Raw genomic sequence first — 25,318 nt, 5'->3', positions numbered from 1 at the left:
TTTTCACCACAAACCCGCTTCGGCGGGTTTTTTCATTTCCACCACCTGAAAGGCATTCATGGCTATCGAAACAACCGCCGCCGGCGGCGCACTGATTAAAATTTTTGGCATCCCGGTCCTGGCCGGCGCTGCCGCAACCTCACTGGGATTCATGTTCATGTGGCCAAAAACTGCCAAGGAAGCGGGCGTGCGCTTCTTCGTCACCATTCTCTTTTCTGCCCTAATGGGGCCGGCCCTGGTCGTGGTCGTGCGCAACTGGATGCCGGGCCTGTTCGACAGCGCGCGCGCCGTGGCGGTGCTGTACGGCAGCGACCCGGCGCTGGGCTTCCTGTTCATCGCCGCGCCGCTGATGGTGGCCGCCGGTTTGCCCGCCTGGTGGGTGCTGGGTGCCACGGTGCGCTGGTTCGACAAGCGCCGTGACAAGGACATAGGCGAGCTGGCGCGCGACGTGGCCGCCACCGTCAAGGATGTGCGGGGTGGGCTGTGAGCGCCGTCACGCTGGCCCAGCTGGTGGCCATCATGCCGCTGGCCCGCGCGCGCGCGGGAGCTTTCCTGGCGCCGCTGAACGCGGCCATGGTGGAATTCGGCATCACGACCCCGGCGCGCCAGGCGTCGTTCTTGTCCCAGGTGGGGCACGAGTCTGGCCAGCTGCGCTATGTGCGTGAGCTGGCCAGCGGCGAGGCCTATGAAGGGCGCGCCGACTTGGGCAACACGCAACGCGGTGACGGCGTGCGCTTTCGTGGGCGCGGCCTGCTGCAGGTAACTGGCCGCGCCAACTATGCGGCCTGCGGCAAGGCGCTGGACCTCGACCTGCTGGCCCAGCCCGAGCTGCTCGAGCAGGTCGTCAATGCCTGCCGCTCGGCCGGCTGGTTTTGGCAGACGAGGGGCCTGAACGCCCTGGCCGATGCTGGCGACCAGGAGCGGGTGACGCGCCGCATCAATGGTGGCGTGAACGGCCTGGCCGAGCGCCTGGCCTTGTACCGGGAAGCTCGCAAGGTGCTGGTGTGATCGCGCTGACTAAGCTGGCGGGCAAGGTGCCTAGTTGGCTGTACGGCACCTTGCTGGCGTGCGTGCTGGCCGGCGCCGGCATGCTGTACCAGCGAGCGCAGGGCGTCGCCCAAGGCCGCGCAGCCGTGCAGGCGCTGTGGAATACCGACAAGAAGACCCGCGCGGCAGCGGAAACGAAGGCGGAGGCGCAGCGCGCCGCCGAGAACCTGGCGCAAGCCAGGCAACAGGCCGTCAAAGCGGCGGCCATCAAGAAAGTCTACGATGACGAAATCAACGATGTGCGCGCTCGGCTTGCTGTTGCTGAGCGCATGCGCAAGCCCGCCTTCTGTGCAAGTGCTGGACCTGCCGCCCCGGCCGGTGCCGGTGGCGCCGAGGGAGGCGCTGCAGCCGATCCCGCCGGCGGGCTACTTCCTGACGCGGTGGCGCGAGATATTCAAGCCTTGATCCTGCAAACGGAGGAAGTTGCCGCGACGGGCCGCGCATGCCAGGCATTCGTGCGTGAAAATGGCATGACGCCATAGTGGGATGGCTGATTGCCGCTGCGCTAACAGCAGCAATCAGCCAGTGGCACCTGGTGGGTGGGTTTGGATTGCCTCATGGAAGGAATTCGACTCTACCATTAGGAGGTACACATTTTGGCATTACCCATCATCCCCTGGATCGGCGGCAAGCGACGCCTGGCCGACCGCATCATCCCGCAATTTCCCCCTCATACTTGTTACGTCGAGGTTTTCGCCGGTGGCGCCGCGTTGTACTTCATGCGGCCGCCGGCCGAGGTCGAGGTGCTGAACGACGTCAACGGCGAGCTGATCAACCTGTACCGGGTCGTCAAGAATCACCTGGAGGAATTCGTGCGCCAGTTCAAATGGGCGCTGTCGAGCCGTGAGGTGTTCAAATGGCTGCAGGAGACGCCACCACATACCTTGACGGATCTGCAGCGCGCGGCCCGCTTCTTCTACCTGCAGCAGCATGCATTCGGTGGCAAGGTCGACGGCCAGACGTGGGGCACGGCCACGACCGCGCCGCCGCTTAACCTGCTGCGCATCGAAGAGAACTTGTCGGCCGCGCACCTGCGCCTGTCTGGTGCCTACATCGAGAACCTGGACTGGTACAAATGCATGGAGCGCTACGACCGGCCACATACGCTGTTTTACCTGGACCCGCCGTACTGGGAGACGGCCGGCTACGGCGTAGAGTTTGAATTCGCTCAGTACGAGAAGATGGCCGAGTTGATGGCCCGGCTGAAGGGGAAGGCTATTTTGAGCTTGAATGACCATCCAGACATCCGGCGAGTGTTTGCCGGTTTCCAGATGGATACAACCGGCATCCAGTACAACGTGGGCGGCGGCGGTAGATCGGTGGAGCGCAAGGAGTTGATCATTTACAGCTGGGATAGGGCTGCCGAGCCAGCCGGGCTATTCTAAGGAGTTGGGCAGGCGGGTGCCAGCGCTGATGGACGGCAAGATCGTCCTGGGGCTGGCACGAGACTGGCCGCGCGGATGGGAATGCCAGGATGTGCTGGAGGCAACTTTCCCGGTTGCATGTAAGAAGTTGCCATCTGTTTATGATATAACCATTGAATCTTGGATATCAATAATAGGTCAACATGAACGAGTTTTGGGAGCTTTGTTATGTGCGCGCTCCAGTCAATGCAGGCGCCGAAATAATTTTTTACCATCCTGATGCCAGTAAGTCGAAGGTGTACAGGAACTTGGGTGATTTCTTGAAAGAAAAAAATGTTGCTGCCGTCGGTGCATTAACCCCCATGATGGGAGTAATTTCAAGCCTTCTTTCTGGCGGATGGGAGCCGCTGACCGTTCAACCTAATCTCCCAGGGCATCATGCTGATCACGGCTTGGCCGGAGTTGCGCTAAGGCGGCGCGTTGCTATGTAATATCGCTCGACCCCTCTCTTTGGACACCCGCGTTTCGCATGTGCAGACGTCTGCACACCTGGCCGATGTTTACTTTACAGCGCTCAAAGTACGGATATACTGTATGCATGTACAGTATTTCGAGGTGCCGCCATGCTTGTAATAGCAGCAAAATTATATTCCGATCAAGGCGTCCCCTTGCCTCGGCATAGGGAAATTACCTTGCGCTACACGGGCGTAGGTGTATTTACGATGAGCGAGAAATTCGAAAAAGACTTTCAGCGAACAGTGCGTGTAGCGCACTTGAGTCCAATTGGCGGCGGGAAAGACCTCATCCTTCCCCCATTGTATGACGCTGCCATTGTGTGGGTGGGGGATGGGCGGTTGCGGGTCCGTGGATTTGAAATCAACCCCATGACCAAGGCTCATGTGGCGATGGCTTGGGGCGCGGAGATTGTGGCAGATCAGCGTCCTGGACGAGTACTGGTGCCACTTGACGGAGAAACAGAGATTTCAATGATCACCTCTCAAGCGGACCTGGAAAAAGCGGCGGCCGCCCGAACTGGCCCTCCGCAGTGGCAGCGCTGAAATTGGATTGAGTTGGAAAATGCAAAAATCTGTTGGAAAATGCAAAAAAAGGGTTACAAGCCGAAGCATGTAACCCTTTGATTTTCCTACTCATTCTGTGGGGTGGCTGATGGGGCTCGAACCCACGACAACAGGAATCACAATCCTAGCCGAAAAGGCTGGGATTGATTAGAGTGCGATTGTTACATGTGAGCCACCAATTATTGCGATTGCTTTCAACGTGTCAGGAGAGTACCCGCCTGCATGGACGGTAATATGGCCGCCATTTGCTTGTACAGTTTCCACGATAGATTTTATGGTATCTGGGGAGTATTTTGCTTCTCCTGTAATAATCATATCGACACCTAGATTTGCGATGGCTCTAGCCGTATCTGGTGAAACTGCCATGTAGTTCTCCTTTTGTTTGGTGTATTGAGAGTATCTTGCCGTGTCACTATTTGCAAGCATCCTACGAAAGCACACTGCACTAAAGCTTTTTTGCTATCTCCGCAGCAGTTTCGTTGTAGTAGACCTGTAGTTGACGAATATCTTTGTGACCAACCATCCTGGCTAATTCGAGGATATTCAGTTTCTTGGCAAGTCTAGTGATGGCTTCGTGTCTGGAGTCGTGAAAGGTGAGGTCCTCGATACCGGCACGAGTAACTGCTTTCCGGAAAAGGGTATCTCTACTCTTATCCGTGACATTGAAGTAGGGGCCGTTGGCTGCTGGTCCAGGAAGTTCGCTCAGGATTTCAAGCGCGCGCGGCGAAAGTGGCACATCGCGTTTACTGTCGTTCTTCGTACGTGGTAGGTGCGCAACCGATCCAGTGATTCGCTTTGGTGAAAGGCTGAGAATTTCTCCTGACCTCATGCCAGTTTCAATCGCAAACAAAAATGCTGCAGCGACGACGCCAGATACATTGGTGATATTGCCGTCGTAGGCAAGGGCCAGACAGATACGGTCTATTTCATCTTGACTGATGAGGCGATCCCGTGGCGGAGGGTCTTTGGGGCGGCGAACATCCGTTGTCGGGCTTTTTGCCGCCCAGTTCCATTCCCGGCGCGCAGTCGTGAAAACATGCGAAATTAAGTTAAGGTCACGATTGACCGTTGACCCCATTACTGTTTTAAGGCGCATATCGCGCCACTGGCCAAGGATGTCTGGTGTTACATCGGCGACCAGGTAGTCACCCAAGTTCTTGCCGGCGACAATATGTTTAGCTATCGCAGATAGCCGGATGGTTTCCCATTTCTCACCTTTTTTGTGTATGGAGACCTCGTCGCGGTAGCGTTCGAACGCCTGCAGGCAAGTTTTACCCAAGACTATGTCAGTGGTGTCGTTGCGGCGCAGCTGTGACTCTCGTTCAGCCGCCCATGCTGAAGCTTCAGCTTTAGTGGAAAATACACCAGACTCTCGTGTCCCTTGGACAAAAATCTCTGCGCGCCAACCCGTTTTGTGTTTTCTAAAAGATGCCATTAATCCCCCGTCCGTGCGTAATCATTGCGTAATTCGTGCGTAATGACCAGCGGTTTTTATCGGGCCTAATCGGGAATGATCGGATTGAACAGACAAGAAAAAAGCCACTAAATCCTTGATTTCATTGGATTTAATGGCTTTATCGGTACTTCTTCGATTTGTCTGGTGGTGCCGGGAGCCGGAATCGAACCGGCACGCTGTTTCCAGCGCGGGATTTTGAGTCCCGTGCGTCTACCTATTCCGCCATCCCGGCAACGCGAGACGCATTATCACTGATTTATCGCGATACGGCAAGTTTTTCGCTTGGCAAACGGTTTAGCCCATTTATCGGGCACCGTCCTTGCATGAAAAACGCCGTCCCGGGCGCGAACCGGGGACGGCGTGGTCAGGCTGCGGCGATGCTGGAATCAGTTATGCACGGAGTTCAGCTGGCGCGCGATGATGTCGTGGTTGAGCCAGACGACGGGCGCTTGCGGCTCCGACATGGCGTGGAACATCAGCGGGCCCGTGCCTTCCAGGACCAGCGAGCTCAGGTGGTCGGTGATCAGTTCCTTGCGGTCCTTGTGCAGCTTGGTGATGTCGTCCGAGGTGCCGATCATGACCTCGGCCAGCTCTGGCGTGTTGTCCATCGGCCAGGCGGCGAAGTTGCGGAATTGCACGCTGGTGGCGTCGCCGTTGTAGGCGGCGATACGATCGAGCAAGTCTTGCAGCGAAACGCCGTCTTCCAGCAAGCCCTGGCAGATTTTCCATTGCTCTTCGGCCCAGGCTGCGCCGCCTTCTTTTTTCAGCGCGTCGAGCAGGGGGAACAGCGACAGTTCCACGCCGACGAAAATGTCGGACGAATTCGTGCGGATTTCCGGGCAATTGAAGACGGTCGCCTTGATGCCTTTTTCCCACGCGGCCTTGGCCACGTTTTCCAGGCGCATCTTGGCCAGGCCTTGCGTGTAGTTGCTGTACGTTTGCCACTGGTACTTGCCGTCGATCAAGATCTCCGTGCCGTGGTAGCCATAGGCGCTGTAGCGCACCTGGCCGCCCTTCTGCTCGATGCGGGCGCGGATGGCGGCGCTGCCGTCGATCAGGTGTTGCAGGGTGTTGGCCGTGACTTCGTCGAAGTTCATCAGGATCAGCTTGCCCAGGTCGCTGTCGAGCAGGGCGCGCGAGGACATGAAGCGCTCGCCGCGGCCTTTGTAGATGCGGTTGGCGATGGCCAGGAAGACCTTGACCTTCGGAATGCCGCCAGCCATGGTGTGGGCGAAATACACATTGCTGCCGTCAGGAATCAGGCTGTCCAGCTCGGCCATGGCTTTCGCCACGGAAGCGCTGAAGCGGGCGATGCCGGCTTCGCGGCAGCGCTCGATCTGCGCCCAGTCCAGCTTGTCTTCTTGCCAGCTTTTCAGGGTCATGTCGGCCAGCAGGGCCGTCGGGGTAGGTTCGCCGGCAGGCGCATCCAGGTCGAAACCGGCCATCAGCGGCACATTGATGATGCGGCCGCCCAGGTTGGCTTCGGCTTCGGCCAGCTCTTCCGCGTTCAGCGGGCGCAGCGCCATGTTTTCATCGCGGCGGCCGACCGTCATGCCGACGATATTCATGCCCGCCTTGCGTGCTTCGTCCAGCAAGCCATTCACATAGCCGCGGCCGAACAGCTCGCCGAACAGCACAAAGGTGTCGCCCTTGCGGAAGATATTTTTTTGCGGGATGTCTCTTAAGGACGTGATCTCGGTCATGGTATCAATTCATTCAAAAATTAGCGGGGCAGACGGCTAAACGCGCTGCCCGCTGGTTCAACATAGTGTGAAATTATGCGCCATTTCAGCGTGGAAAATCCTGTTGCGAACGATTCTCGTCTGGAATGGCATCTTCTTCTTCGTGCAGTTCTTATTCTTTCGCCATGGCGTATTTTACGCTGCCGCGGCGCACAGCGCCTGTTGGGCAGGGGCAGATAAGCCCGGCAGGCGCCGATATTACCTCAGCTTTGTCATGCTGGTCAGTAAAATTGATCTAAAACAAATCCTGCTGCCCGGACACGAGGCGCGAAAAATCATCGCCCAGGAAGGGCAATATCGCGTCGGCCACCGGCTGCAGCTGGCGCGTCAGGTAATGGTGGTAGTCGATGGGCGAGCGCTGCGTTTCCAGCGGTTCCGGCCCCGCCACCGTGATGACATAGCTGATCCAGCCGCCGTTCTGGTACTGCAGCGGCCGGCCCTGCGCCAGGTTGTAGGCGTCGGCCGTGCGCGCCGCGCGCACGTGGGGCGGCACGTTGCGCTGGTAATCGTCGAGCGGGCGGCGCAGGCGCTTGCGGTAGACCAATAAAGCATCGAATTCGCCGCGCACCGTGCGCGCCACGTAGTCGCGCACATAGTCCTGGTAGGCGTCGCGCTGGAAGATGCGCAGGTACAAGGCTTGCTGGAATTGCTGCGCCAGCGGCGTCCAGTCGCTGCGCACCGTTTCCAGGCCCTTGTAGACCATTTGCTCGCTGCCGTCGGGCTTGCCCACCAGGCCCGCGTAGCGCTTCTTGCTGCCTTCCTCTGAGCCGCGGATGGTGGGCATCAGGAAACGCCGGTAATGCGTCTCGAACTCCAGTTCCAGCGCATTTTCCAGGCCGAATTCCTCGCGCAGATGCTGGTCCCACCAGGCGTTCACATGCGTCACCAGGGCGCGGCCGATCTTGCCCGCCTCTTCATCCGTATGTGCCGTTTTCAGCCACACGAAGGTGGAATCCGTGTCGCCGTAGATGACTTGATATCCTTGCTCGGTGATCAATTCCCGCGTGCGGTGCATGATGTCGTGGCCGCGCAGGGTGATCGACGAAGCGAGGCGCGGGTCGAAAAAGCGGCAGCCGCTGGAGCCCAGCACGCCGTAAAACGCGTTCATGATGATTTTCAAGGCTTGCGACAGCGGCGCGTTGCGCTCGCGCTTGGCTATCTCGCGGCCCTGCCACACCTGTTTCACGATGGCGGGCAGGCAATGTTTCACACGCGAAAACTGCGCGCCCCGGTAGCCGGGCACGGTGTCGGCCTCATCGCCGCTGGTGCCCACCACCAGGCCGACGGGGTCGATGAGAAAAGTGCGGATGATGGACGGGTACAGGCTTTTGTAGTCGAGCACGAGCACGGAATCGTACAGGCCCGACTGCGAATCCATGACGAAGCCGCCGGGGCTGTTTTCGCCGGACACATCGCCCAGGTTGGGCGCCACGTAACCCTGCCGGTGCATCAGCGGCAAGTACAAATGTTCGAAGGCGGCCACGGAGCCGCCGCTGCGGTCGGCCGCCAGGCCCGTCACGCTGGCCCGTTCCAGCAAGAAGGTCAGCAGCTCGGTCTTGGCGAAGATGCGCGTGACCAGCTCGCAATCCTTGAGGTTGTAGCGGGCCAGCGCCGGCTTGTCTTCGCGGAAACGCCGGTCGATCTCGGCCATGCGCTGGTAGGGATTGTCGATGGACTTGCCTTCGCCCAACAAGGTCTGCGCCACGTTTTCCAGGCTGAACGAGGAAAAGTTCCACGTCGCCGATTTTAACGCTTCGATGCCGTCGATGATCAGCCGCCCCGCGGCGGCCGCAAAATAGTGTTCCTGCTTGCCGCCATGTTCGCGCCATTCCATCACGGCGCCGCCCCGTCCCAGCTTCAACGGGACTTGATAACGCTCAGCATGTTGCTTGAGCACGCGCAAGTCGAACTGCACCAGGTTCCAGCCGATGATGGCGTCCGGATCGTGGCGCTCCATCCACGTATTCAGGCGGTCGAGGATCTGTGCGCGCGAGTCGCAGTATTCGAGGTCGAAGTCGCGTTCCCCGTCGACGCCATTTGGCGGGCCCAGCATGTAGACCTGGCGCTGGCCGCAGCCTTCCAGCGCCAGCGAATACAGCTCGCCATGCGCCGTCGTCTCGATATCGAGCGATACCAGTTTTAATGCGGGGCGGTAGCCGGGCGCCGGTTTCAGCTGCACTTCCTGCAGTGTTTCTCCGCTGAATGTCACCGGCGCCGTAATAAAGCGCTCCATCAGATAGCGCTCGGGCGGGCGGATGTCCGCTTCATACACATCGATGCCGTGCGCGCGCAGCTGCTTTTCCAGCTTCAGCAAATGCCGGTATTGCTTGCAGTACAGTCCCAGCACGGGGCGATGGTGGAAATCGCACAGCGACAGGGGACGCAGCTCCGCGTGGCGCTCGCCGCGCAGCAGCTGTTGCGCCTGTTCCTGTTGCTCCATGGGAAGGAAGGCGACGGCCGTCTGCACGGGCAGGCGCACGTGGCGGGGCCCGGCATCCGTTGCCAGCCAGAAATCGACCTCCGTGCCGGCGGGCGTGTCGCGCCAGTGGCGGGTCAGGATGAAGCCCTGTTCGGGCGGGTGCTGCGTGTTGCCTGTCATGGTGCCGTGAATGTCGGGTGTGCTGGCCTGCACATTACAGCAAGCCGGTGCAGGGCGGGGGCGGTTGCGGCTATAATTTTTGTAGTCGATGACCATAAGAAGAGCGCGTCGCGCCATTACCCTGGAGACAGCATGCAAGCAATGAGTTATGTACATGGCGCCCACGAGACGCCGTTGATCGGCGAAACGATAGGCGCTTACCTGGACGGCATCGCCGCCCGCTACGGCCAGCACGACGCCCTGATCGTGGCGCACCAGAACGTGCGCTGGACGTATCTGGAATTCCAGCAGCGCGTGCACCGCCTGGCCGCCGGCTTGCTGAAGCTGGACTTGCAGCCGGGCGACCGGGTCGGCATCTGGTCGCAGAACTGCGCCGAATGGGTGCTGACGCAGTTTGCCACGGCGAAAGCCGGCTTGATCATGGTCAACATCAACCCCGCCTACCGGCGTTCGGAACTCGAATACGTGCTCGACAAGGTGCAATGCAGCGCGCTGATCCTGTCGCCCAGCTTCAAGTCCAGCGATTACCTGGCCATCGTGCAAGACGTGGTGCCGGAAATCGCCCGTTCGCGCGCGGGCGCCCTGCAGTCGCCGCGCTTGCCGCAATTGCGCCACGTCATCCGCCTGGGCGCGGCCGCCACCCCCGGCATGCACAACTTCGATGCCTTGATGGACGGCATTACCGACGCCGACCTGGCGCACCTGGAAGAAGTGAGCGCGACCTTGCAGTTTGACGACGCCGTCAACATTCAGTTCACGTCCGGCACCACGGGCGCGCCGAAGGGCGCCACCTTGACGCATCACAATATCCTGAACAACGGTTTCTTCATCGGCGAAGCCATGCGCCTGACGCAACAGGACCGCTTGTGCATTCCCGTGCCCCTGTACCACTGCTTCGGCATGGTGCTGGGCAACCTGGCCTGCGTCACGCATGGCGCGGCCATGGTGTTTCCCGGCGAAGGCTTCGACCCGAAAGCCGTGCTGGAAACCGTGCAGGCCGAGCGCTGCACGGGGCTGCACGGCGTGCCGACCATGTTCATCGCCATCCTCGACCATCCTGATTTCAAGCAATACGACCTGTCGAATTTGCGCACCGGCATCATGGCCGGTTCGCCCTGCCCGATGGAAGTCATGACGCGGGTCATCGAATTGATGCACATGGCGGAAATCACGATTGCGTATGGCATGACGGAAACGTCGCCCGTCAGTTTCCAGACGGCGATCGAGGATCCGCGCGAAATGCGCGTGTCGTCCATCGGCAGGGTCCATCCGCATCTGGAAGTGAAAATCGTCGATGCGGAAGGGCGCATCGTGCCGCGCGGCGAAAAGGGCGAATTGCTCACGCGCGGCTATTCCGTGATGCAGGGCTACTGGGGCGACCCTGAAAAAACCAGCGAGGCCATCGATGCGGCGCGCTGGATGCACACGGGCGACCTGGCCGTGATCGACGCCAACGGCTTTTGCAGCATCGTCGGCCGTTCGAAGGACATGGTCATCCGCGGCGGCGAAAACATCTATCCGCGCGAAGTCGAGGAATTCCTGTACCGCCATCCCAGCGTGCTCGACGTGCAATGCGTGGGTGTGCCGGATGCCAAGTACGGTGAAGAGTTGTGCGCCTGCATCATCTTGCGTCCGGGAACGCAGGCCACCAGCGACGACATCCGCGCCTTTTGCGACGGGCAGATCGCCTATTACAAGATTCCCCGCTATGTGCGTTTCGTCGAGGAATTCCCCATGACGGTGACGGGCAAGATCCAGAAATACCTGCTGCGCAAGCAGGTGGCGACGGATCTGGGGCTGAGCGGGGACTAAGTCTTTCGCCAGCGCATAAAAAAACACCGGGACGCTTGCGCGGCCCGGTGTTTTTTATGGATTCAGCGTAAAGCTCAGGCCATCGCGGCTTGCGGTGCGCGCGCTGGCGTGCGGCGGCGCACGAAGGCCAGCAAGCCCAGGCCGGCCAGCAGCATGGCGTAGGTGCCTGGTTCCGGCACGGCCGAGACACTCACCGTGTTGAAGCCGGCGCCGTTCATCGAGACGTGGCCATAATTGATCGAGCTGACCGAATTGGCGACCAGGGTGCCGTTCATGCTGCCCGAACCGGAAAACGCGCTGTTCGGCGCCAGGATGCTGCCGTTGATGCCAACGTTGTTCAGGCTGGTGGTGGTGGCATTGGCGAAGTTCAGCAGCGTACGGTCGGCAAAGCTGCCGAAATTGTCGAAGCCGCCGCTCATGGTGATGTTGGTGGCGGTGCCGTTGATGATGATGCTGGCCGTGCTTTTCAGCGACGAGACGTCCAGGCTCAGGTTATGCAGGTCGTTTGCATTGATCGTGAAGACGTTGACGTCGGCGTTGATGTCGCCTATCAGCTTGAAGCCGCCGTATTGCGAAATCACGGTGCCGTTCGATTGCAGCTTGGCCACATCGCCCGACAGGGTCGTCAGTTGCTGCTGGGCAGCTGCAAAGTCCAGGGTGGAAGCATTGCCCTTGCTGAAGGTGCCCGTTGGGTACCACGATGGGGCCGTCACGGTGCCGTTGGCATTGCTCACGCCATACACGCCCGTACCGTTGATGCTGCCGCCGCCGATGTTCAGGTTGTTACCAGCGACCAGCGTGTTGGCGGCGCTGCCCGGCTTCTTGTTGGTGCCGACGCTGTAGCCTTCCAGATAGATATTGCCGCCGGCGGCCAGGCTGCCGCTGACGCTGGTAAAGCCGCTGGCGTTGCTGCTGCCGATGTTGCCGAAGATGAAGGCCGAGTAGCCGTTGGCGACGCCGAGGTCAATCACGGTGGCCTGGGCCGAGGCGCTGAAGGAGAAGGCGAACAGGGCGGCGCTGATGAGCGGCAAGGTACGTGTGGCAAATTTTTTCATGGACAGCCTTATGGTGAATTGGGGGACGAATAGGGCGGGAAAGCAAGACACCGCCATCGCGCAAGCCATCATTATAATATAAAAAGCAATTCTAGTTCAATTTAGGTAATTAACTATATTTAAAAGCAACACTTTTGTTGTCGGCAGTGATTGGCATGCGGACATAAAAAAACCGGGCTAGGCCCGGTTTTTTCTGCTTACCTGACGCGCTGGTACAGGCGGAAGCGTTCCACGTCATCCGTGGGGCGGCGCCCTTCCCACAGCTTGATCCAGTCCGCGCCGTGGTGCTCGGGCAATTGTTCCTTGCTGTCAGGAACCTTGATGCTGTCTTGCAACAGGAACACATCGCATTCCTGCTGCCCCACGCTGGCAAACGGCAAGTGGCCGAAGTAGGCGAACGAGGCGCGCTGGGCCGCGCCGACGTTGCTGTTGATGCACTTGCTGCCCGGCGGCAGGTGGACGGAAATCTGGTGCGCCACGCTGGCGTAGCTCTTGCTGTAGTTCAGCGGCGGCAGGAACAGGGTCATGATCAGCACCCAGATCAGGATCAGGCCGCCGGACGACAGCACCACGGCGCGCCACAGCACGGCCGGCTGGCGCGAGATGCGCCAGTGCACCAGCGCCACCCAGCCCGCGCTGACGCAGGCGGCCACGAAGAAGGCCAGCAAGTCCAGTTCGGGCTTGAAGCCTGGCATCAGTTTCAGGGCATTATGCGACAGTTTCGGCGGCCAGCCCGTCAGGATGGCGAACCAGAACAGCCACAGCGCGAGGGCGCAGATGGTCAGCACCATCACGGAGAACCAGTCGATGGCGTTGATGGCGCCCCGCTTCATGGTCAGCAAGCCAAACGCGGCCATGACGGCCAACGGCGGCAGCAGGGGCAGCAACTGGCTCGGGTCGGGATCGGGGTGGCACAGGCCCAATATTGCCAGCATAGCAACAAAAGTCAGCGGCACGACGATGTGCAGCACGTGGTGCTGGCGGCGCCAGGCGTACACGGCCCAGGCGGCGAAAGGCCATGCGGGCCAGAAGAACCAGATGCCGACACGCAAGAAATACTGCACGCTTTTCAGACTCGGAGCGCTGAACTGGCGGCAATTCCACTCCATCCAGGCGTGCAGCGGCGAATGGCCGTACGGCAGCAGCCATTCGCCCGGCAGCAGCCAGACGAGGGTCAGCGCGATGCCGATCAGGATGGCCAGCGCCAGGTGGCGTATGCTGCGCAGCAACGGCAGGCGCAGGAAGATAGTGCACAGCAGCAAGGCGATGCTCAGGGCCGCCGGCGTGATCCAGCCGCGCGCCAGGGCCAGGCCGCCCATCGCCAGGCCCAGCAGGGCCGCATTGCGCACGGACGGGCCTTCCATGTAGCGCACGGCGCGGTACAGCAAATAGGCCATCAGGGACACGTACAGCGCTTCGGCCGTGATGTCGTGGCTGTGCTGCAGCAGGCCCAGGCAACCCAGGTAGATGAGCACGGCGGCATCGGCCAGGGTGCAGCCGAAGTCGTCCGGCTCGGGCTGGCCGCCGAAGGCCAGGCGCAGCGGCTGGGCATCGCTGCGGCGTCCCAGGTTGAAGGCGGTGTACCAGACGGACAGGGTGCTGACGACGAAGATGCCGATGGTCGACATGCGCGCGCCAAAGACGTCGCCGTCGATCCAGCCGAACAGCTTGATGAAAATGGCGCCCAGCCAGAAGGCCAGCGGACCTTCATCGGGCAGCGACAGGCCGGCCACGTTGGGCCACAGCCAGTCGTTCAGGCCGCCATGCGCCATGGTCCACATGATGCCGAAACTGGCGGCATCATCGTTCTTCCACGGTTCGCGGCCAATCAGGCCAGGCAGGATGTACAGCAGGCCGAGCGCAAACAAGGCCCATCGTGGCAGCGCGAGTGTGGCGGCGGCGGGAAGGCGGACTGGCTTCATCGATAATCGGTATCAGAATAGTGGCAAGACGCGACGAATGGCGTCGGGTATGCGCGAGTATAAAGTAAAGCGGCCAAAGACAAAAAAGGCAGCCGTAGCTGCCTTTTCTCTGGTAGCCGAAGCTGCCCTTTTTTGCCGCAAAGCGGCAAAAATTAGCCTGCTGCGACTGCGGTTTTCGAACCAACCGAACCGAACTTCTGACGGAACTTCTCGACGCGACCGGCGGTATCGACGATTTTGTGCTTGCCCGTGAAGAATGGGTGCGATTCAGCCGAAACCTCGATCTTCACCAGTGGGTATTCTTTACCGTCGTGGGTGATTTTTTCGCGGGTTTGGATGGTCGAGCGGGTAACGAATTTGAAATCGCACGACAGATCGTGGAAAACAACTTCGCGGTATTCTGGATGGGTATCGACTTTCATGGTCTTCTCTCTAGTTTGGTAGCCAAACAGCACTTCGTCGGTCGTCCTGCTTCTTGACCCGATTGCCGATCACTTGCCAGGGTTTAAAATAATGCAACCGTCGATTATATAGCGCTTTCCGGCGGACGGCAATAAAAAAGCCGCTCGATGAGCGGCTGTCGCGGGATGATCAACGGAGGGCTGGGGTCAGACCCGTCGGGTCTGACCCCGGAAATCAGCCACCGCGTCTCATCATATCGAAAAATTCTGCGTTATTTTTCGTCGCTTTCATCTTGTCCAGAATGAACTCCATCGCCTCGATCTCGTCCATCGAGTACAGCAACTTGCGCAAAATCCAGATTTTTTGCAGTTCGTTCGGCTTGATCAGCAATTCTTCGCGGCGGGTACCCGATTTGTTCAGGTTAATTGCCGGATAGACACGTTTTTCAGCCAAACGGCGTTCCAGATGCACTTCCATGTTGCCGGTACCCTTGAATTCTTCAAAGATCACGTCATCCATGCGCGAACCCGTTTCGATCAGCGCCGTGGCGATGATGGTCAGCGAGCCGCCTTCTTCGATATTGCGCGCGGCGCCGAAGAAGCGTTTTGGACGTTGCAGCGCATTCGCGTCGACACCACCGGTCAGGACCTTGCCCGAGGCAGGGATCACGGTGTTGTAGGCGCGTGCCAGGCGGGTGATCGAGTCCAGCAGGATCACGACGTCTTTTTTCATTTCGACCAGGCGCTTGGCTTTTTCCAGCACCATCTCGGCCACTTGCACGTGGCGCGTGGCCGGCTCGTCGAAGGTCGAGGCGACGACTTCGCCGCGCACCGAGCGTTGCATTTCGGTAACTTCTTCCGGACGTTCGTCGATCAGCAGCACGATCAGGGTGATGTCCGGGTGGTTGGCCGTGATCGCATGGGCGATGTGCTGCAGGATCACGGATTTACCGGATTTCGGCGACGCCACCAGCAAACCGCGCTGGCCTTTGCCGATCGGGGCGATCAGGTCGATGATGCGGCCGGTGATGTTTTCCTGGCCATTCATTTCACGTTCCAGGCGCAGCGGCTCGTTCGGGTGCAGCGGCGTCAGGTTTTCAAACAGGATGCGGTGTTTCGACATCTCCGGCGATTCGCCGTTGACCTTGTCGACTTTGACCAATGCGAAATAGCGTTCGCCATCTTTCGGGGTCCGTACCTCGCCTTCGATCGAATCGCCGGTGTGCAGATTGAAGCGGCGGATTTGCGAAGGGGAGATGTAAATGTCGTCGGTGGACGCCATGTAGCTGGCGTCGGGCGAGCGCAGGAAGCCGAAGCCGTCAGGCAGCACTTCCAGGGCGCCGTCGCCAAAAATCTGTTCGCCGGACTTGGCGCGTTTTTTCAGGATAGCGAACATCAGCTCCTGTTTGCGCAAGCGGGCTGCGTTGTCAATGTCAAGACCGATCGCCATCTCAAGCAGGGCGGATACGTGTAGGGCCTTTAGTTCGGATAAATGCATATGTGTTGAGTGTCCCGAGACGGGATGTAAAGGTAGGGGAGGGGACTGCGTGGCGTTGATTAATTATTGGGGAAGGCTGTGCACGAATGAGGGCAAAGCCGCTTCCCGGTCGTTCCAGTCAGGCGGCGCTGCGGGCGCAGCGCTGCCCATCATACATTAAATGTTGCTGTCGACGAAAGCGGTCAACTGGCCCTTGGCCATGGCGCCCACTTTTTGAGCAGCTGCAACACCATCCTTGAACAGGATCAGGGTCGGGATGCCGCGGATGCCGAACTTGGCAGGCACTGCCTGGTTCGCGTCCACGTCCATCTTGGCGATCTGGATGCGGCCGGCGTATTCCTTGGCCACTTCTTCCAGGATCGGGGCGATGGCCTTGCAGGGACCGCACCATTCTGCCCAGAAGTCGACCAGGACTGGCAAATCGGATTTCAGGACGTCTGCTTCAAAAGATGCATCGCTAATGTGTTTGATATTTTCGCTCATATTTTCCTCAAATGAGGGTGGGATCAATAATGCCTGGAATTAACCATACGCTGGTTCGCCATCCATGCTTCCTGGAATGCAGTTAGAAGATGGGGACAATGGGCACGACTTCAATGTCTTGGAAGGTGCGACCAGAGGTATGCAGGCGGGGATGGCTGAAATAATAACCCATTTTTTCAAAGCGTGGCGATTATTGCAGAAAAACTTGAGGCATATCGTCCCCATGCGTGCCGGCAGGGCGGCAAAGCCGCATGCCTGCTGGCCCGCAGCGCCGTGTCCGCCCTCCCGGCCGGCCTGCGCGCTCAGGCTTGGACGCTGGCCAGACGCGCCGAGTGCTGCAGTTGCAAGTTCACCATCAGCTGCAATTCCGCGCTTTCCATCGGCTTGCGGAAAGTGCCCAGGATATGCAGGCCGTTGGCCATGGCCAGGCGCTCGGCCGCCAGGCGCACGGCCGAATGCAGGCCCGACAGCAGGACTACGCCGCCGCGGAAGCCGTTTTCCGCCGCCATGCGCAAAAATTCGATGCCGTCGATGTCGGGCATGGACAGGTCGCAGATCAGCAGGTCGGGCTGGTGCTGCTTCAGGGTGGCCAGCGCCTGTTCGCTGTGCGACTCGCAGCGGATGTCGAACTGGCCCATTTGCTCGAGCATGTCGCTGAGCACGTCGAGCATGAAGACGTCGTCGTCCAGCAGCAGCACGCGCAATGGCGCCAGGCCTGCTTCGTTGTGTTCCCGGCTTGCTTGGTTTGATACAGTGTTCATCGTCATGTCTTTCTGTTGATATGCATCGTTGTCGATGCCGATACCTTGCCGCAATCCAATTTGGCGGTAGCTAATCGTCATTGGCAAAGCTGGTGTTATTCATGATTTGTTCGGTAATCTGTTCCAGCAGGGGCCACAGGCGCGTGACGATGCGCCGTGCCCGCTCCGCCTCGTCGGCCGGTTCGCCCGGCGCCAGGGTTTCCAGGTTGTGGCACAGCTCGGCCAGCCCCAGGGCGCCCACGGTGCGCGCCGACGACTTGATGCGGTGCCCCAGTTCGCGCACCTGGTGCACGTCGCCGCGCGCCAGGGCCGCATCGATGTCGCCAAAGCCATCCTGCGTGGTCTGCAGGAACTTGAAGGCGAACTTGCGCACCTTTTCCGGGTTGTAGCCCAGCAACTTGGCCAGGATGGACAGGTCGATCACTTGCGGGTCGCCCGCCAGGGTGGTCTTGAAGGCGGGCGCGGCGCGGCTGCGCGCCGGCGGCGGCGGTGTTTCGTGCGCCGGCAGCCAGCTGGCGATGGTCTGGTACATCATGGCTGGCTGGATGGGCTTGGAAATGAAATCGTCCATGCCCGCCTCCAGGCAGCGCACGCGGTCTTCGCTGGTGGCCGTGGCCGTCATGGCCAGCACGCGCAGGTGCGCCAGCTGCGGGTCGGCGCGGATGTGGCGCGTCGCCTGCAAGCCATCCATCAGCGGCATCTGCACGTCCATCAGCACGCAGTCGAACTGGGTCTGGCGCAGCAGGTCGAGCGCTTCCTCGCCATTGTTGGCCAGGCAGACGGAGGCGCCCGCTTCCTCCAGCAATTCCAGCGCCACTTGCTGGTTGAACGTATTGTCTTCCACCAGCAGGATGCGCGCATGCTTGAGCGTGCGCATCACCAGGGCTGCGTCGGCGCTGGCGCGCATGGCGGCCGCCGTCTGCACCATGCTGTCGAGCATGGCGGGCGCGGCCTGGTCGGAAATGCCCAGGTTGGCCGTGAACCAGAAGGTGCTGCCGGCGCCGGGACGGCTGTCGACGCCCACGTCGCCGCCCATCAGCTGCGCCAGCTGCTTGCAGATGGCCAGGCCCAGGCCCGTGCCGCCATATTCGCGCGTGGTGGACGTGTCGGCTTGCTGGAAGGACTGGAAGAGTTTACTCATTTCATCCTGCGACAGGCCGATGCCGTGGTCGCACACTTCAAAGCGCACGAGGCAGTGTTTCGCGTCCGCCACCACCCTGCGCACTTTCACGGTAATACTGCCCTGTTCGCTGAACTTGATGGCGTTATTGGCGTAGTTGATCAGCACTTGCCCCAGGCGCAGCGGGTCGCCCACGAGCACGGCGGGCAATTGCGGGTCGATTTCGAACAGCAGTTCCAGGTTCTTGCCGGCGGCGCGCGGCGCCACCACCGTCATCAGGGTTTGCACGACGTGGTCGAAACTGAAGTTGACATGCTCGATTTCCAGCTTGCCCGCCTCGATCTTCGAGATGTCGAGGATATCGTCGATGATGCCCAGCAAGTGCTCGCCGGCAAAGCGGATTTTTTCCAGGTAGTCGCGCTGGCGCGGTTCCAGGTCCGTTTTGAGGGCCAGGTAGGCCATGCCGATCACCCCATTCATCGGCGTGCGGATTTCATGGCTCATGTTGGCCAGGAATTGTCCCTTCGCCAGGCTCGCTTCTTCGGCCACTTGCTTGGCCTGGTCCAGCTGTTCCGTGCGCTGCGCCACGCGCTCTTCCAGATGTTCATTGAGCTCGCGCAAGGCGCTCTCGCTGCGCTTGTGATACGTGATGTCCGTCAGGCTGGCCACCACCATGCCCACCTTGCCGTATTCGTCGCGGATGGCCTCGGTATTCACGGACAGCCACGACAGGCTGCCGTCGGGCTGCTGCACGCCCATCAGCACGTCGCGCATGGCTTCGCCCGTCGACAGGGTGATGTGCACAGGATGGCTGCGCTGGTCGAAGGCGGACCCGTCTTCGCGGATGGCTTGCCACAGGCTGTTGCCGGCCGGACTGGCCGCCAGCATGCGTTCGGCGGCGGCATTGCTTTCCAATATGTGGCCGTGGCTGTCCTGCACCACCAGGCCATTCGTCACGGCGCCGAATACGGACGCCATGCGCTGGCTCGAGTTCGACAGGGCGATCGACGCCTGGCGCCGCTCGGTGATGTCGGTGATCATCGCCAGCGTGCCGCCCGGCTCGCCGTTGTCCGACTGTATGCTGGTGCTCGATAGCAAGCCCCACAGGCTGGACTGGTCCTTGCGGAAGAAGCGGAAATCGACCTGGTCCGGCTGGCTGGCGAAGCTGCCGTGGCTGGCCAGGCGGCGCTGCATCAGCAACTGGCTGTCGCGGTCCATGAAATCGAGCAGGGGACGGCCCAGCATTTCCTGCACCGTGTAGCCCAGCATGTGCGCCATCTTCGGGTTGACGAACGTGGTCTTGCCGTTCGCATCCGTCATCCAGATGCCTTCGGCGGCTGTTTGCACGATCAGACGATAGCGTTCCGAACTGGCGTGCAGCGCTTCTTCGGCGCGTTGCCGCTGCGTCATGTCGCGCAGCGAGACGATGGAAAACACCTGGCCGGCCATGCGCAGCGGCGACAGGCTGACCTTGGCGGGGAAGTGCGTGCCGTCGCGGCGGCGCGCCATCATCACCCGGCCCGGCAGGCTGTGCCGCCCTTGCGGGTCGCCCGCGGAGTGGCTGGCCGTGCTTTCCGGCACCAATTGCTCCAGTGACATACCCGTCAATTCGGCCAGCGGATAGCCGAAGCAGCGCGCGCCGATCTGGTTGGCGTAATGCACCTTGCCCTCGACGTCGGCCACCAGCATGGCTTCGGGCGCCGCTTCCAGCATCGAGCGCATGCGCGATTGCTCATCCTGCTTGCGCTCGCTGATATCGCAGACGATGCCGCTGGCCTGCGTGGCGCCGCCGTTCGAGGCACGCGACAGGACGGCGCCGCGCGCCAGCAGCCAGCGCCAGTGGCCGTCGCTGTGGCGCAAACGGAATTCGCAATTGAAGGTGCCGGGCGCCTGGCCATCCAGGTGCTGGCGGAAGGCAAGGCTCAGGCGCGCGCGGTCGTCCCGGTGGACTTCGGCCAGCCAGTCGGCCAGCGCATGCTCGAGTTTGGCATTCTTGTCGCCCAGGACATCCTGGTACTGGGGCGCGAACTGCAGCCGGTCGGACTGGGGCCGCCAGGTCCAGCCGGCCATGGTGGCGCCGCGCAAGGCTTGCACGGCATCCTGTTCGGCCTGGGCTTGCGCCGGTTGGGGCTGGCGGTGCAACTGCTGGCGCAGGCGCCAGGCTTGCCAGCAAGCCAGTCCCGCCAGGGCGGTGGCGCTGGCAGCCGCATACGGCCACAGCAATGCCGGCGCCATGACGGCTGCCGCCGCCTGCGCCGGCAGCGAAAGTGTCATGCCTGCCGCCAGCATCGTACGAGCGAGCCGGCGCAGCGCAGGGCGCCGTGGGCGTGGTGCGCCGAAACTCGTGTGGCTGCAATACGACAAATGCATCCCTTTCTGGGGCGTGATTGGACTAGGCTGGCAGTACATGAGGCGCGCTCAAATAAACGCCTGCGGCGCTTTCTGGCGGCAACTATAGCATCGAATATTTACTCGGAGTATTTAAGTTCAGAAACGGCCAAAACGGGATTTTTTTTGCCCCGAAATGGCCGTTTTTTTCGCGATTTGGTGAGAATTCGTGAGAAAGTTGGCGCGAATTCGTGCTACTCAATCGAGGCGATAGCCTCAGCTAAAGCTGCCGGCGAATTGATAGCGGTGTCCGGGATGCCACATGGTGGCGATCGAGGCGATCTTGCCGCCCGAACGCGTCTGGCGGCGCAGCACCAGGCACGGCTGTTTGGTGTCGATGGCCAGCATTTCGGCGATGTCGCGCGGCGCCGACAGCGCTTCGATGCTGTAGGTGGCGCCTTGCAGGGGCGCGGCGGCCATCAGGTATTCGTTTGGCGTGATGCTGGAAAAATCCTGCGTCATGTAGTCGGGCGCGCACTCGGGATTGACCCAGCGGTCTTCCACCTGGATCGGCACGCCGTTTTCAAAATGCACGATCAGCGAATGGAACAGCGGGTGTTCCGGCGGCAGGCCGAATTGCTTGGCCAGCAAGTCGGAGGCCCTGGTGCGTTCCAGCAATTGCAAGCTGCTGCGGTGGATATGTCCGCGCGCCCGCACTTCATCGGCGATACTCTTGATTTCCAACAAGGTCGCCTGGTATTTTTGCTGTGCCACATAGGTGCCGGAACCCTGGCGGCGCGTCAGCACCTGCTCGCTGGTCAGTTCGCGCACGGCGCGGTTGACCGTCATGCGCGAGACGCCGAATTGTTTGACCAAGGCTTGTTCGGAGGGAATCACGTCGCCTTCCTTCCAGCGTCCGGCGGCGATGCCGGCCAGCAGAAAATCCTTGATGCGCTGGAAAATGGGCGTATTTTCTTGTGTATTGTGGTCGTCCAATGCGGTTTCTCCGGGGCACGGGCAGGGCGCGCCGCCGGCTGGAGGCGCGATGGCCGATTTTAGCACCGAGCGCGATGCCTGCCGCCAGCCTTTTTGAATTCAAAAGCAAGCGCCGGAGTGTGGCGCGCCCTGGCGCTGGCTATGCTGGAGACTGACTATTGACTTGCACGGAGTTCGCCATGGAACACGCTTACCTGACTGACGATGAACGCTGGGACGCCCTGCAGCGCCGCGCCGCCGACGCCGACGGCGTCTTTTACTATTCTGTGCGCACGACGGGCGTGTATTGCCGGCCATCCTGCGCGGCGCGCCCCGCCTTGCGCCGCAACGTGGCCTTCCACGCCAGTTGCGAGCAGGCGGAGGCGGCCGGTTTTCGTCCCTGCCTGCGCTGCAAGCCCAACCTGCCGCCGCTGGCCCAGCGCCAGGCGGCCATCGTGGCCGATATCTGCCGTTTGATCGACGCCAGCGACGAGCTGCCCGACCTGGACAGCCTGGCACAGGCCGCCGGCCTGAGCCGCTTTCACTTTCACCGCGTCTTCAAGGCGCACACGGGCATCACGCCGAAAGCGTATGCGGCGGCGCGGCGCGGCGAGCGCCTGAAGGCCGGCTTGCAGGGGGCGGGTAACGTCACCGAAACCCTGTACGCGGCCGGTTTCAATTCCAGCGGCCGCCTGTATGCCGCCACGCCGGGCTTGCTGGGCATGACGCCGGGCGCGTTTCGCGCCGGCGGCAGCGGCGCCGTGATCCGCTTTGCCATCGGCGCCTGCTCGCTGGGCGCCATCCTCGTGGCCAGCACGGACAAGGGCATTTGCGCGATTTTGATCGATGACGACCCGGAAGTGCTGCTGCGCGACTTGCAGGATCGCTTTCCGCAAGCCGAGCTGCGCGGCGCGGAAGCCGACTATGAACAAACGGTGGCGCAGGTGGTGGGGCTGGTCGAGGCGCCGGGCCTGGGACTGGACTTGCCGCTCGACGTGCGCGGCACCGTGTTCCAGCAGCGCGTGTGGCAAGCCTTGCGCGAGATTCCCGCCGGCAGCACGGTCAGCTATGCCGAGCTGGCGCGGCGCATCGGCACCCCGCAAGGCGCGCGCGCCGTGGCGGGCGCCTGTGCGGCCAATGCCCTGGCCGTCGCCATTCCCTGCCACCGCGTGGTGCGCAACGATGGCGCGCTGTCCGGCTACCGCTGGGGCGTGGAGCGCAAGCAGGCGCTGCTGGAACGCGAGGGCGAACGGTGAGGGCGCTGGACTGGCGCCAGATCGAGGATGATCTGAATCAATACGGCTGCGCCGTCGTGCCGGGCTTGCTGAATCCCGCGCAGTGCGCTGCGCTGGCGGCGCAGTACGACGATGCGTCGCGTTTTCGCAGCAGGGTGGTGATGCAGCGCCATGGTTTTGGGCAAGGCGAGTACCAGTATTGGGCGCACCCGCTGCCGGACGCCGTGGCTGCCTTGCGCACGGAACTGTATCCGCCGCTGGCGGCCATCGCCAACCGCTGGCACGCCAGCATGGGTCTCGATAGCCGCTTTCCCGTGGCGCACGCCGATTTCCTCGCGCGCTGCCATGCGGCGGGGCAAACCCGGCCCACGCCCTTGCTGCTGCGCTACCGCGAGGGCGATTACAACTGCCTGCACCAGGACTTGTATGGCGAGCACGTGTTTCCGCTGCAACTGGCCGTATTGTTGTCGCGCCCGCAAGACGATTTCACGGGCGGCGAGTTCGTGCTGACGGAGCAGCGCCCGCGCATGCAGTCGCGCGCCGAAGTGGTGCCGCTGGCGCAGGGCGACGCCGTGCTCTTTCCCGTCGCGCAGCGTCCCGTGAATGGCACGCGCGGCAGTTACCGCGTGAACATGCGCCATGGCGTGTCGCGCCTGCGTTCTGGCTTGCGCCACACCCTGGGCATCATTTTCCACGATGCGAGCTGAACGGTAGCTGCGGCGCTTGAGTTTCCAGGATTACATGGCATGATGACTGCTTCTTGTCACTCTTTCATTTCTGCCATGTCCGCGCTGCTCCGCCTGTTGTGCCTGTTGACCATTTTCCTGCTGCCCGCAGCCCATGCGGACGATGGCGTGCCCGCGCTCGTTGCGGAGGCCGCGTCCGTCGTGGCGCCGTCGCAGGCCGCGGCGGCCAGGACGGCGCCGCTGATGTTTGCCAACCGCAAGGTGTTCGTATTCCGCGCCGCGCTGGCCGGCTATCCGCCCGATGAGCGGGCCACGGGCGCGCAGCGCCGCCTGGAAGGCGTGCTGGCCAAGAATGGCCCCTTGCAGACGAGCACGCGCATGATTCCCGAAGGCACGCAAGTGCTGCTCGACGGCGTGCAGCTGTTCGTCGTCGTGCCTGGCGACGTCAACCAGCTGGCCGGCGACACGACGGAAAGCGTGGCGAAAACGGCGGCCGGCGAGTTGAGCAAGGCCGTGCTCGATTACCGCGAACAGGGCAGCTGGCGTTACCTGGCCATCGCCGCCGCCGTGTGCGCGGCCGCCACCCTCGTGTTCTGGCTCGTGTGGATGGGGCTGACGCGTCTGTACCACTGGGCCAAGCGCCGCAGCGGCATCCTGCTGGCCTCGCGCCTGCGCGACGTGCGCCTGAAGAACGTGCGCGTGCTCGACGCCGAACATTACATCGCCTTCGCGTATCAACTGCTGAGCGCCGTGCTGTGGGGCTTGCGCCTGATGGCCACGTATCTGTGGGCCGCCTTCGTGCTGGGCCGCTTGCCCTACACGCGCTCCTGGGGCGAAAGCCTGAGCGGCTATCTGTTCGACGTGGCCGCCGACGTCTTCCACGCCATCATCGGCGCCTTGCCGGGGCTGGTGCTGGTGTGCGTCATCTTCGCCATCGCGCGCCTGATCGCCGCCACGGCCGCCTCGCTGTTCAAGCGTGTGGAAAGCGGCGAATTGCAAATCGGCTGGCTGGACAAGGACACGGCCCTGCCGACGCGCCGCATCGCCAGCGTGGTGATCTGGCTGTTCGCGCTGGCCATGGCCTACCCGTATCTGCCCGGTTCGCACACGGCCGCTTTCCAGGGCCTGTCCGTGCTGGTGGGCCTGATGGTGTCGATCGGCGCGTCGAGCATCGTGGGCCAGGGCGCCAGCGGCCTGATCCTGATGTACACGCGCGCCCTGCGCAAAGGCGAATATGTGCGCGTGGGCGACAGCGAAGGCACGGTGGTCGACGTGGGCATGTTCGAGACGCGCCTGCGCACGGGCCTGGGCGAAGAGGTGGCCTTGCCGAACGCCTGGGTGATGTCGCAGACGACAAAGAACTATTCGCGCGCCCAGCCCGGCGGCGGCTTCGTGCTCGACTCCACCGTCACCATCGGCTACGCCACGCCGTGGCGGCAAGTGCACGCCATGCTGGAACTGGCCGCGTCGCGCACGACGGAGCTGTCCACCACGCCGAAGCCGTACGTGATGCAGCTGGCCCTGCAAGATTACTACGTGCAATACCGCCTCGTCGCCTACGCCAGCGCCGAAGTCCCCCGCCAGCGCGCCGAAGTGCTGAACCGCTTGCATCAGAACATCATCGACGTCTTCAACGAATTCGACGTGCAGATCACCTCGCCGCACTACATCGATGACCCGAAAGAGTCGCACGTGGTGCCGCCGGAGCAGTGGTTCAGGGCGCCGGCGAAGCGGGGGGAGGAAGATAAATAACGT

General features: G+C 61.6%; 23 protein-coding genes and 1 tRNA gene. 10 read left to right on the top strand and 14 right to left on the bottom strand.

All coding sequences use genetic code 11. The features are described from left to right. Positions 1-3: 3 nt before the first annotated feature. Positions 4-159, bottom strand: coding sequence for a hypothetical protein (locus VPH40_RS14955; RefSeq protein WP_328573826.1), 156 nt, complete (start codon positions 157-159; stop codon positions 4-6). Here VPH40_RS14955 and VPH40_RS14950 point away from each other — a divergent pair. From VPH40_RS14950 to VPH40_RS14925, 6 genes are all read left to right on the top strand, one after another. Beyond that, a complete protein-coding gene (locus VPH40_RS14950; RefSeq protein ID WP_328573825.1) occupies positions 158-487 on the top strand; it encodes a hypothetical protein in 330 nt (109 codons plus the stop codon). The two genes, VPH40_RS14955 and VPH40_RS14950, sit on opposite strands and share 2 nt — an antisense overlap. Then, positions 484-1,008, top strand: coding sequence for a glycoside hydrolase family 19 protein (locus VPH40_RS14945; RefSeq protein WP_328573824.1), 525 nt, complete (start codon positions 484-486; stop codon positions 1,006-1,008). Before VPH40_RS14950 ends, VPH40_RS14945 begins: the two co-directional genes overlap by 4 nt. Further along, on the top strand, positions 1,005-1,529 hold the full coding sequence (locus VPH40_RS14940; RefSeq protein ID WP_328573823.1) for a hypothetical protein: 525 nt from the start codon (positions 1,005-1,007) through the stop codon (positions 1,527-1,529). Before VPH40_RS14945 ends, VPH40_RS14940 begins: the two co-directional genes overlap by 4 nt. A gap of 114 nt (positions 1,530-1,643) precedes the next feature. After that, positions 1,644-2,432: a DNA adenine methylase gene (locus VPH40_RS14935; protein WP_328573822.1), complete on the top strand. Its 789-nt coding sequence runs from the start codon at positions 1,644-1,646 to the stop codon at positions 2,430-2,432. 182 nt (positions 2,433-2,614) lie between these two features. After that, on the top strand, positions 2,615-2,902 hold the full coding sequence (locus VPH40_RS14930; protein ID WP_328573821.1) for a hypothetical protein: 288 nt from the start codon (positions 2,615-2,617) through the stop codon (positions 2,900-2,902). A 231-nt stretch (positions 2,903-3,133) separates the two neighbouring features. Continuing rightward, positions 3,134-3,469 carry a hypothetical protein gene (locus VPH40_RS14925; protein WP_328573820.1) on the top strand — a complete coding sequence of 112 codons (336 nt, stop codon included), beginning with the start codon at positions 3,134-3,136 and terminating at the stop codon, positions 3,467-3,469. A 168-nt stretch (positions 3,470-3,637) separates the two neighbouring features. On the opposite strand, the gene VPH40_RS14920 is transcribed toward VPH40_RS14925, so the two are convergent. From VPH40_RS14920 to VPH40_RS14900, 5 genes are all read right to left on the bottom strand, one after another. After that, on the bottom strand, positions 3,638-3,856 hold the full coding sequence (locus tag VPH40_RS14920; RefSeq protein WP_328573819.1) for a hypothetical protein: 219 nt from the start codon (positions 3,854-3,856) through the stop codon (positions 3,638-3,640). 79 nt (positions 3,857-3,935) lie between these two features. Beyond that, positions 3,936-4,925: a tyrosine-type recombinase/integrase gene (locus VPH40_RS14915; RefSeq protein ID WP_328573818.1), complete on the bottom strand. Its 990-nt coding sequence runs from the start codon at positions 4,923-4,925 to the stop codon at positions 3,936-3,938. A 166-nt stretch (positions 4,926-5,091) separates the two neighbouring features. After that, positions 5,092-5,178, bottom strand: a tRNA-Leu gene (locus tag VPH40_RS14910). Between the two features lie 154 nt (positions 5,179-5,332). Then, positions 5,333-6,649: an enoyl ACP reductase FabMG family protein gene (locus tag VPH40_RS14905; RefSeq protein ID WP_328573817.1), complete on the bottom strand. Its 1,317-nt coding sequence runs from the start codon at positions 6,647-6,649 to the stop codon at positions 5,333-5,335. Between the two features lie 274 nt (positions 6,650-6,923). Further along, positions 6,924-9,287: a DNA polymerase II gene (locus VPH40_RS14900; protein WP_328573816.1), complete on the bottom strand. Its 2,364-nt coding sequence runs from the start codon at positions 9,285-9,287 to the stop codon at positions 6,924-6,926. A 132-nt stretch (positions 9,288-9,419) separates the two neighbouring features. On the opposite strand from VPH40_RS14900, the gene VPH40_RS14895 reads away from it, so the two are divergent. Further along, positions 9,420-11,099, top strand: a complete 1,680-nt coding sequence (locus VPH40_RS14895) for an AMP-binding protein (RefSeq protein ID WP_328573815.1) — start codon at positions 9,420-9,422, stop codon at positions 11,097-11,099. 74 nt (positions 11,100-11,173) lie between these two features. Here VPH40_RS14895 and VPH40_RS14890 read toward each other — a convergent pair whose 3' ends face one another. The 8 genes from VPH40_RS14890 to hutC all read right to left on the bottom strand — a co-directional run bounded on the left by VPH40_RS14890 (position 11,174) and on the right by hutC (position 21,663). After that, positions 11,174-12,154 carry a choice-of-anchor A family protein gene (locus VPH40_RS14890; RefSeq protein WP_328573814.1) on the bottom strand — a complete coding sequence of 327 codons (981 nt, stop codon included), beginning with the start codon at positions 12,152-12,154 and terminating at the stop codon, positions 11,174-11,176. A gap of 197 nt (positions 12,155-12,351) precedes the next feature. Beyond that, the gene (locus tag VPH40_RS14885; protein ID WP_328573813.1) at positions 12,352-14,076 is read right to left on the bottom strand and encodes an ArnT family glycosyltransferase; all 1,725 of its coding nucleotides are present in this window, start codon (positions 14,074-14,076) and stop codon (positions 12,352-12,354) included. 152 nt (positions 14,077-14,228) lie between these two features. Continuing rightward, positions 14,229-14,498: a type B 50S ribosomal protein L31 gene (locus tag VPH40_RS14880; protein WP_034746247.1), complete on the bottom strand. Its 270-nt coding sequence runs from the start codon at positions 14,496-14,498 to the stop codon at positions 14,229-14,231. Positions 14,499-14,712: 214 nt separating this feature from the next. Continuing rightward, entirely contained in the window at positions 14,713-15,975 is a 1,263-nt protein-coding gene (gene rho, locus VPH40_RS14875; protein WP_034746249.1) for a transcription termination factor Rho, read from the bottom strand. Positions 15,976-16,131: 156 nt separating this feature from the next. Next, entirely contained in the window at positions 16,132-16,458 is a 327-nt protein-coding gene (gene trxA / locus VPH40_RS14870; protein ID WP_077408631.1) for a thioredoxin TrxA, read from the bottom strand. Between the two features lie 302 nt (positions 16,459-16,760). Then, positions 16,761-17,219 carry a response regulator gene (locus VPH40_RS14865; RefSeq protein ID WP_077409296.1) on the bottom strand — a complete coding sequence of 153 codons (459 nt, stop codon included), beginning with the start codon at positions 17,217-17,219 and terminating at the stop codon, positions 16,761-16,763. A 70-nt stretch (positions 17,220-17,289) separates the two neighbouring features. After that, positions 17,290-20,613, bottom strand: a complete 3,324-nt coding sequence (locus VPH40_RS14860; RefSeq protein ID WP_328573812.1) for a PAS domain S-box protein — start codon at positions 20,611-20,613, stop codon at positions 17,290-17,292. Between the two features lie 330 nt (positions 20,614-20,943). After that, complete coding sequence (hutC, locus tag VPH40_RS14855) at positions 20,944-21,663, bottom strand: histidine utilization repressor (protein WP_099666405.1); 720 nt, start codon at positions 21,661-21,663, stop codon at positions 20,944-20,946. A gap of 179 nt (positions 21,664-21,842) precedes the next feature. Between hutC and ada the strand changes: the two genes are divergently transcribed. The 3 genes from ada to VPH40_RS14840 all read left to right on the top strand — a co-directional run bounded on the left by ada (position 21,843) and on the right by VPH40_RS14840 (position 25,315). Next, positions 21,843-22,898, top strand: a complete 1,056-nt coding sequence (gene ada, locus VPH40_RS14850; RefSeq protein WP_328573811.1) for a bifunctional DNA-binding transcriptional regulator/O6-methylguanine-DNA methyltransferase Ada — start codon at positions 21,843-21,845, stop codon at positions 22,896-22,898. After that, positions 22,895-23,584, top strand: a complete 690-nt coding sequence (locus VPH40_RS14845; RefSeq protein ID WP_328573810.1) for a 2OG-Fe(II) oxygenase — start codon at positions 22,895-22,897, stop codon at positions 23,582-23,584. Before ada ends, VPH40_RS14845 begins: the two co-directional genes overlap by 4 nt. A gap of 75 nt (positions 23,585-23,659) precedes the next feature. Next, positions 23,660-25,315, top strand: coding sequence for a mechanosensitive ion channel family protein (locus VPH40_RS14840; protein WP_328573809.1), 1,656 nt, complete (start codon positions 23,660-23,662; stop codon positions 25,313-25,315). Positions 25,316-25,318 lie beyond the last annotated feature (3 nt).

The sequence above is a fragment of the Janthinobacterium sp. P210005 genome, from assembly GCF_036231865.1.
GTDB lineage: Bacteria > Pseudomonadota > Gammaproteobacteria > Burkholderiales > Burkholderiaceae_D > Janthinobacterium > Janthinobacterium kumbetense.
This window is presented reverse-complemented; position numbering and strand designations above follow the sequence as displayed.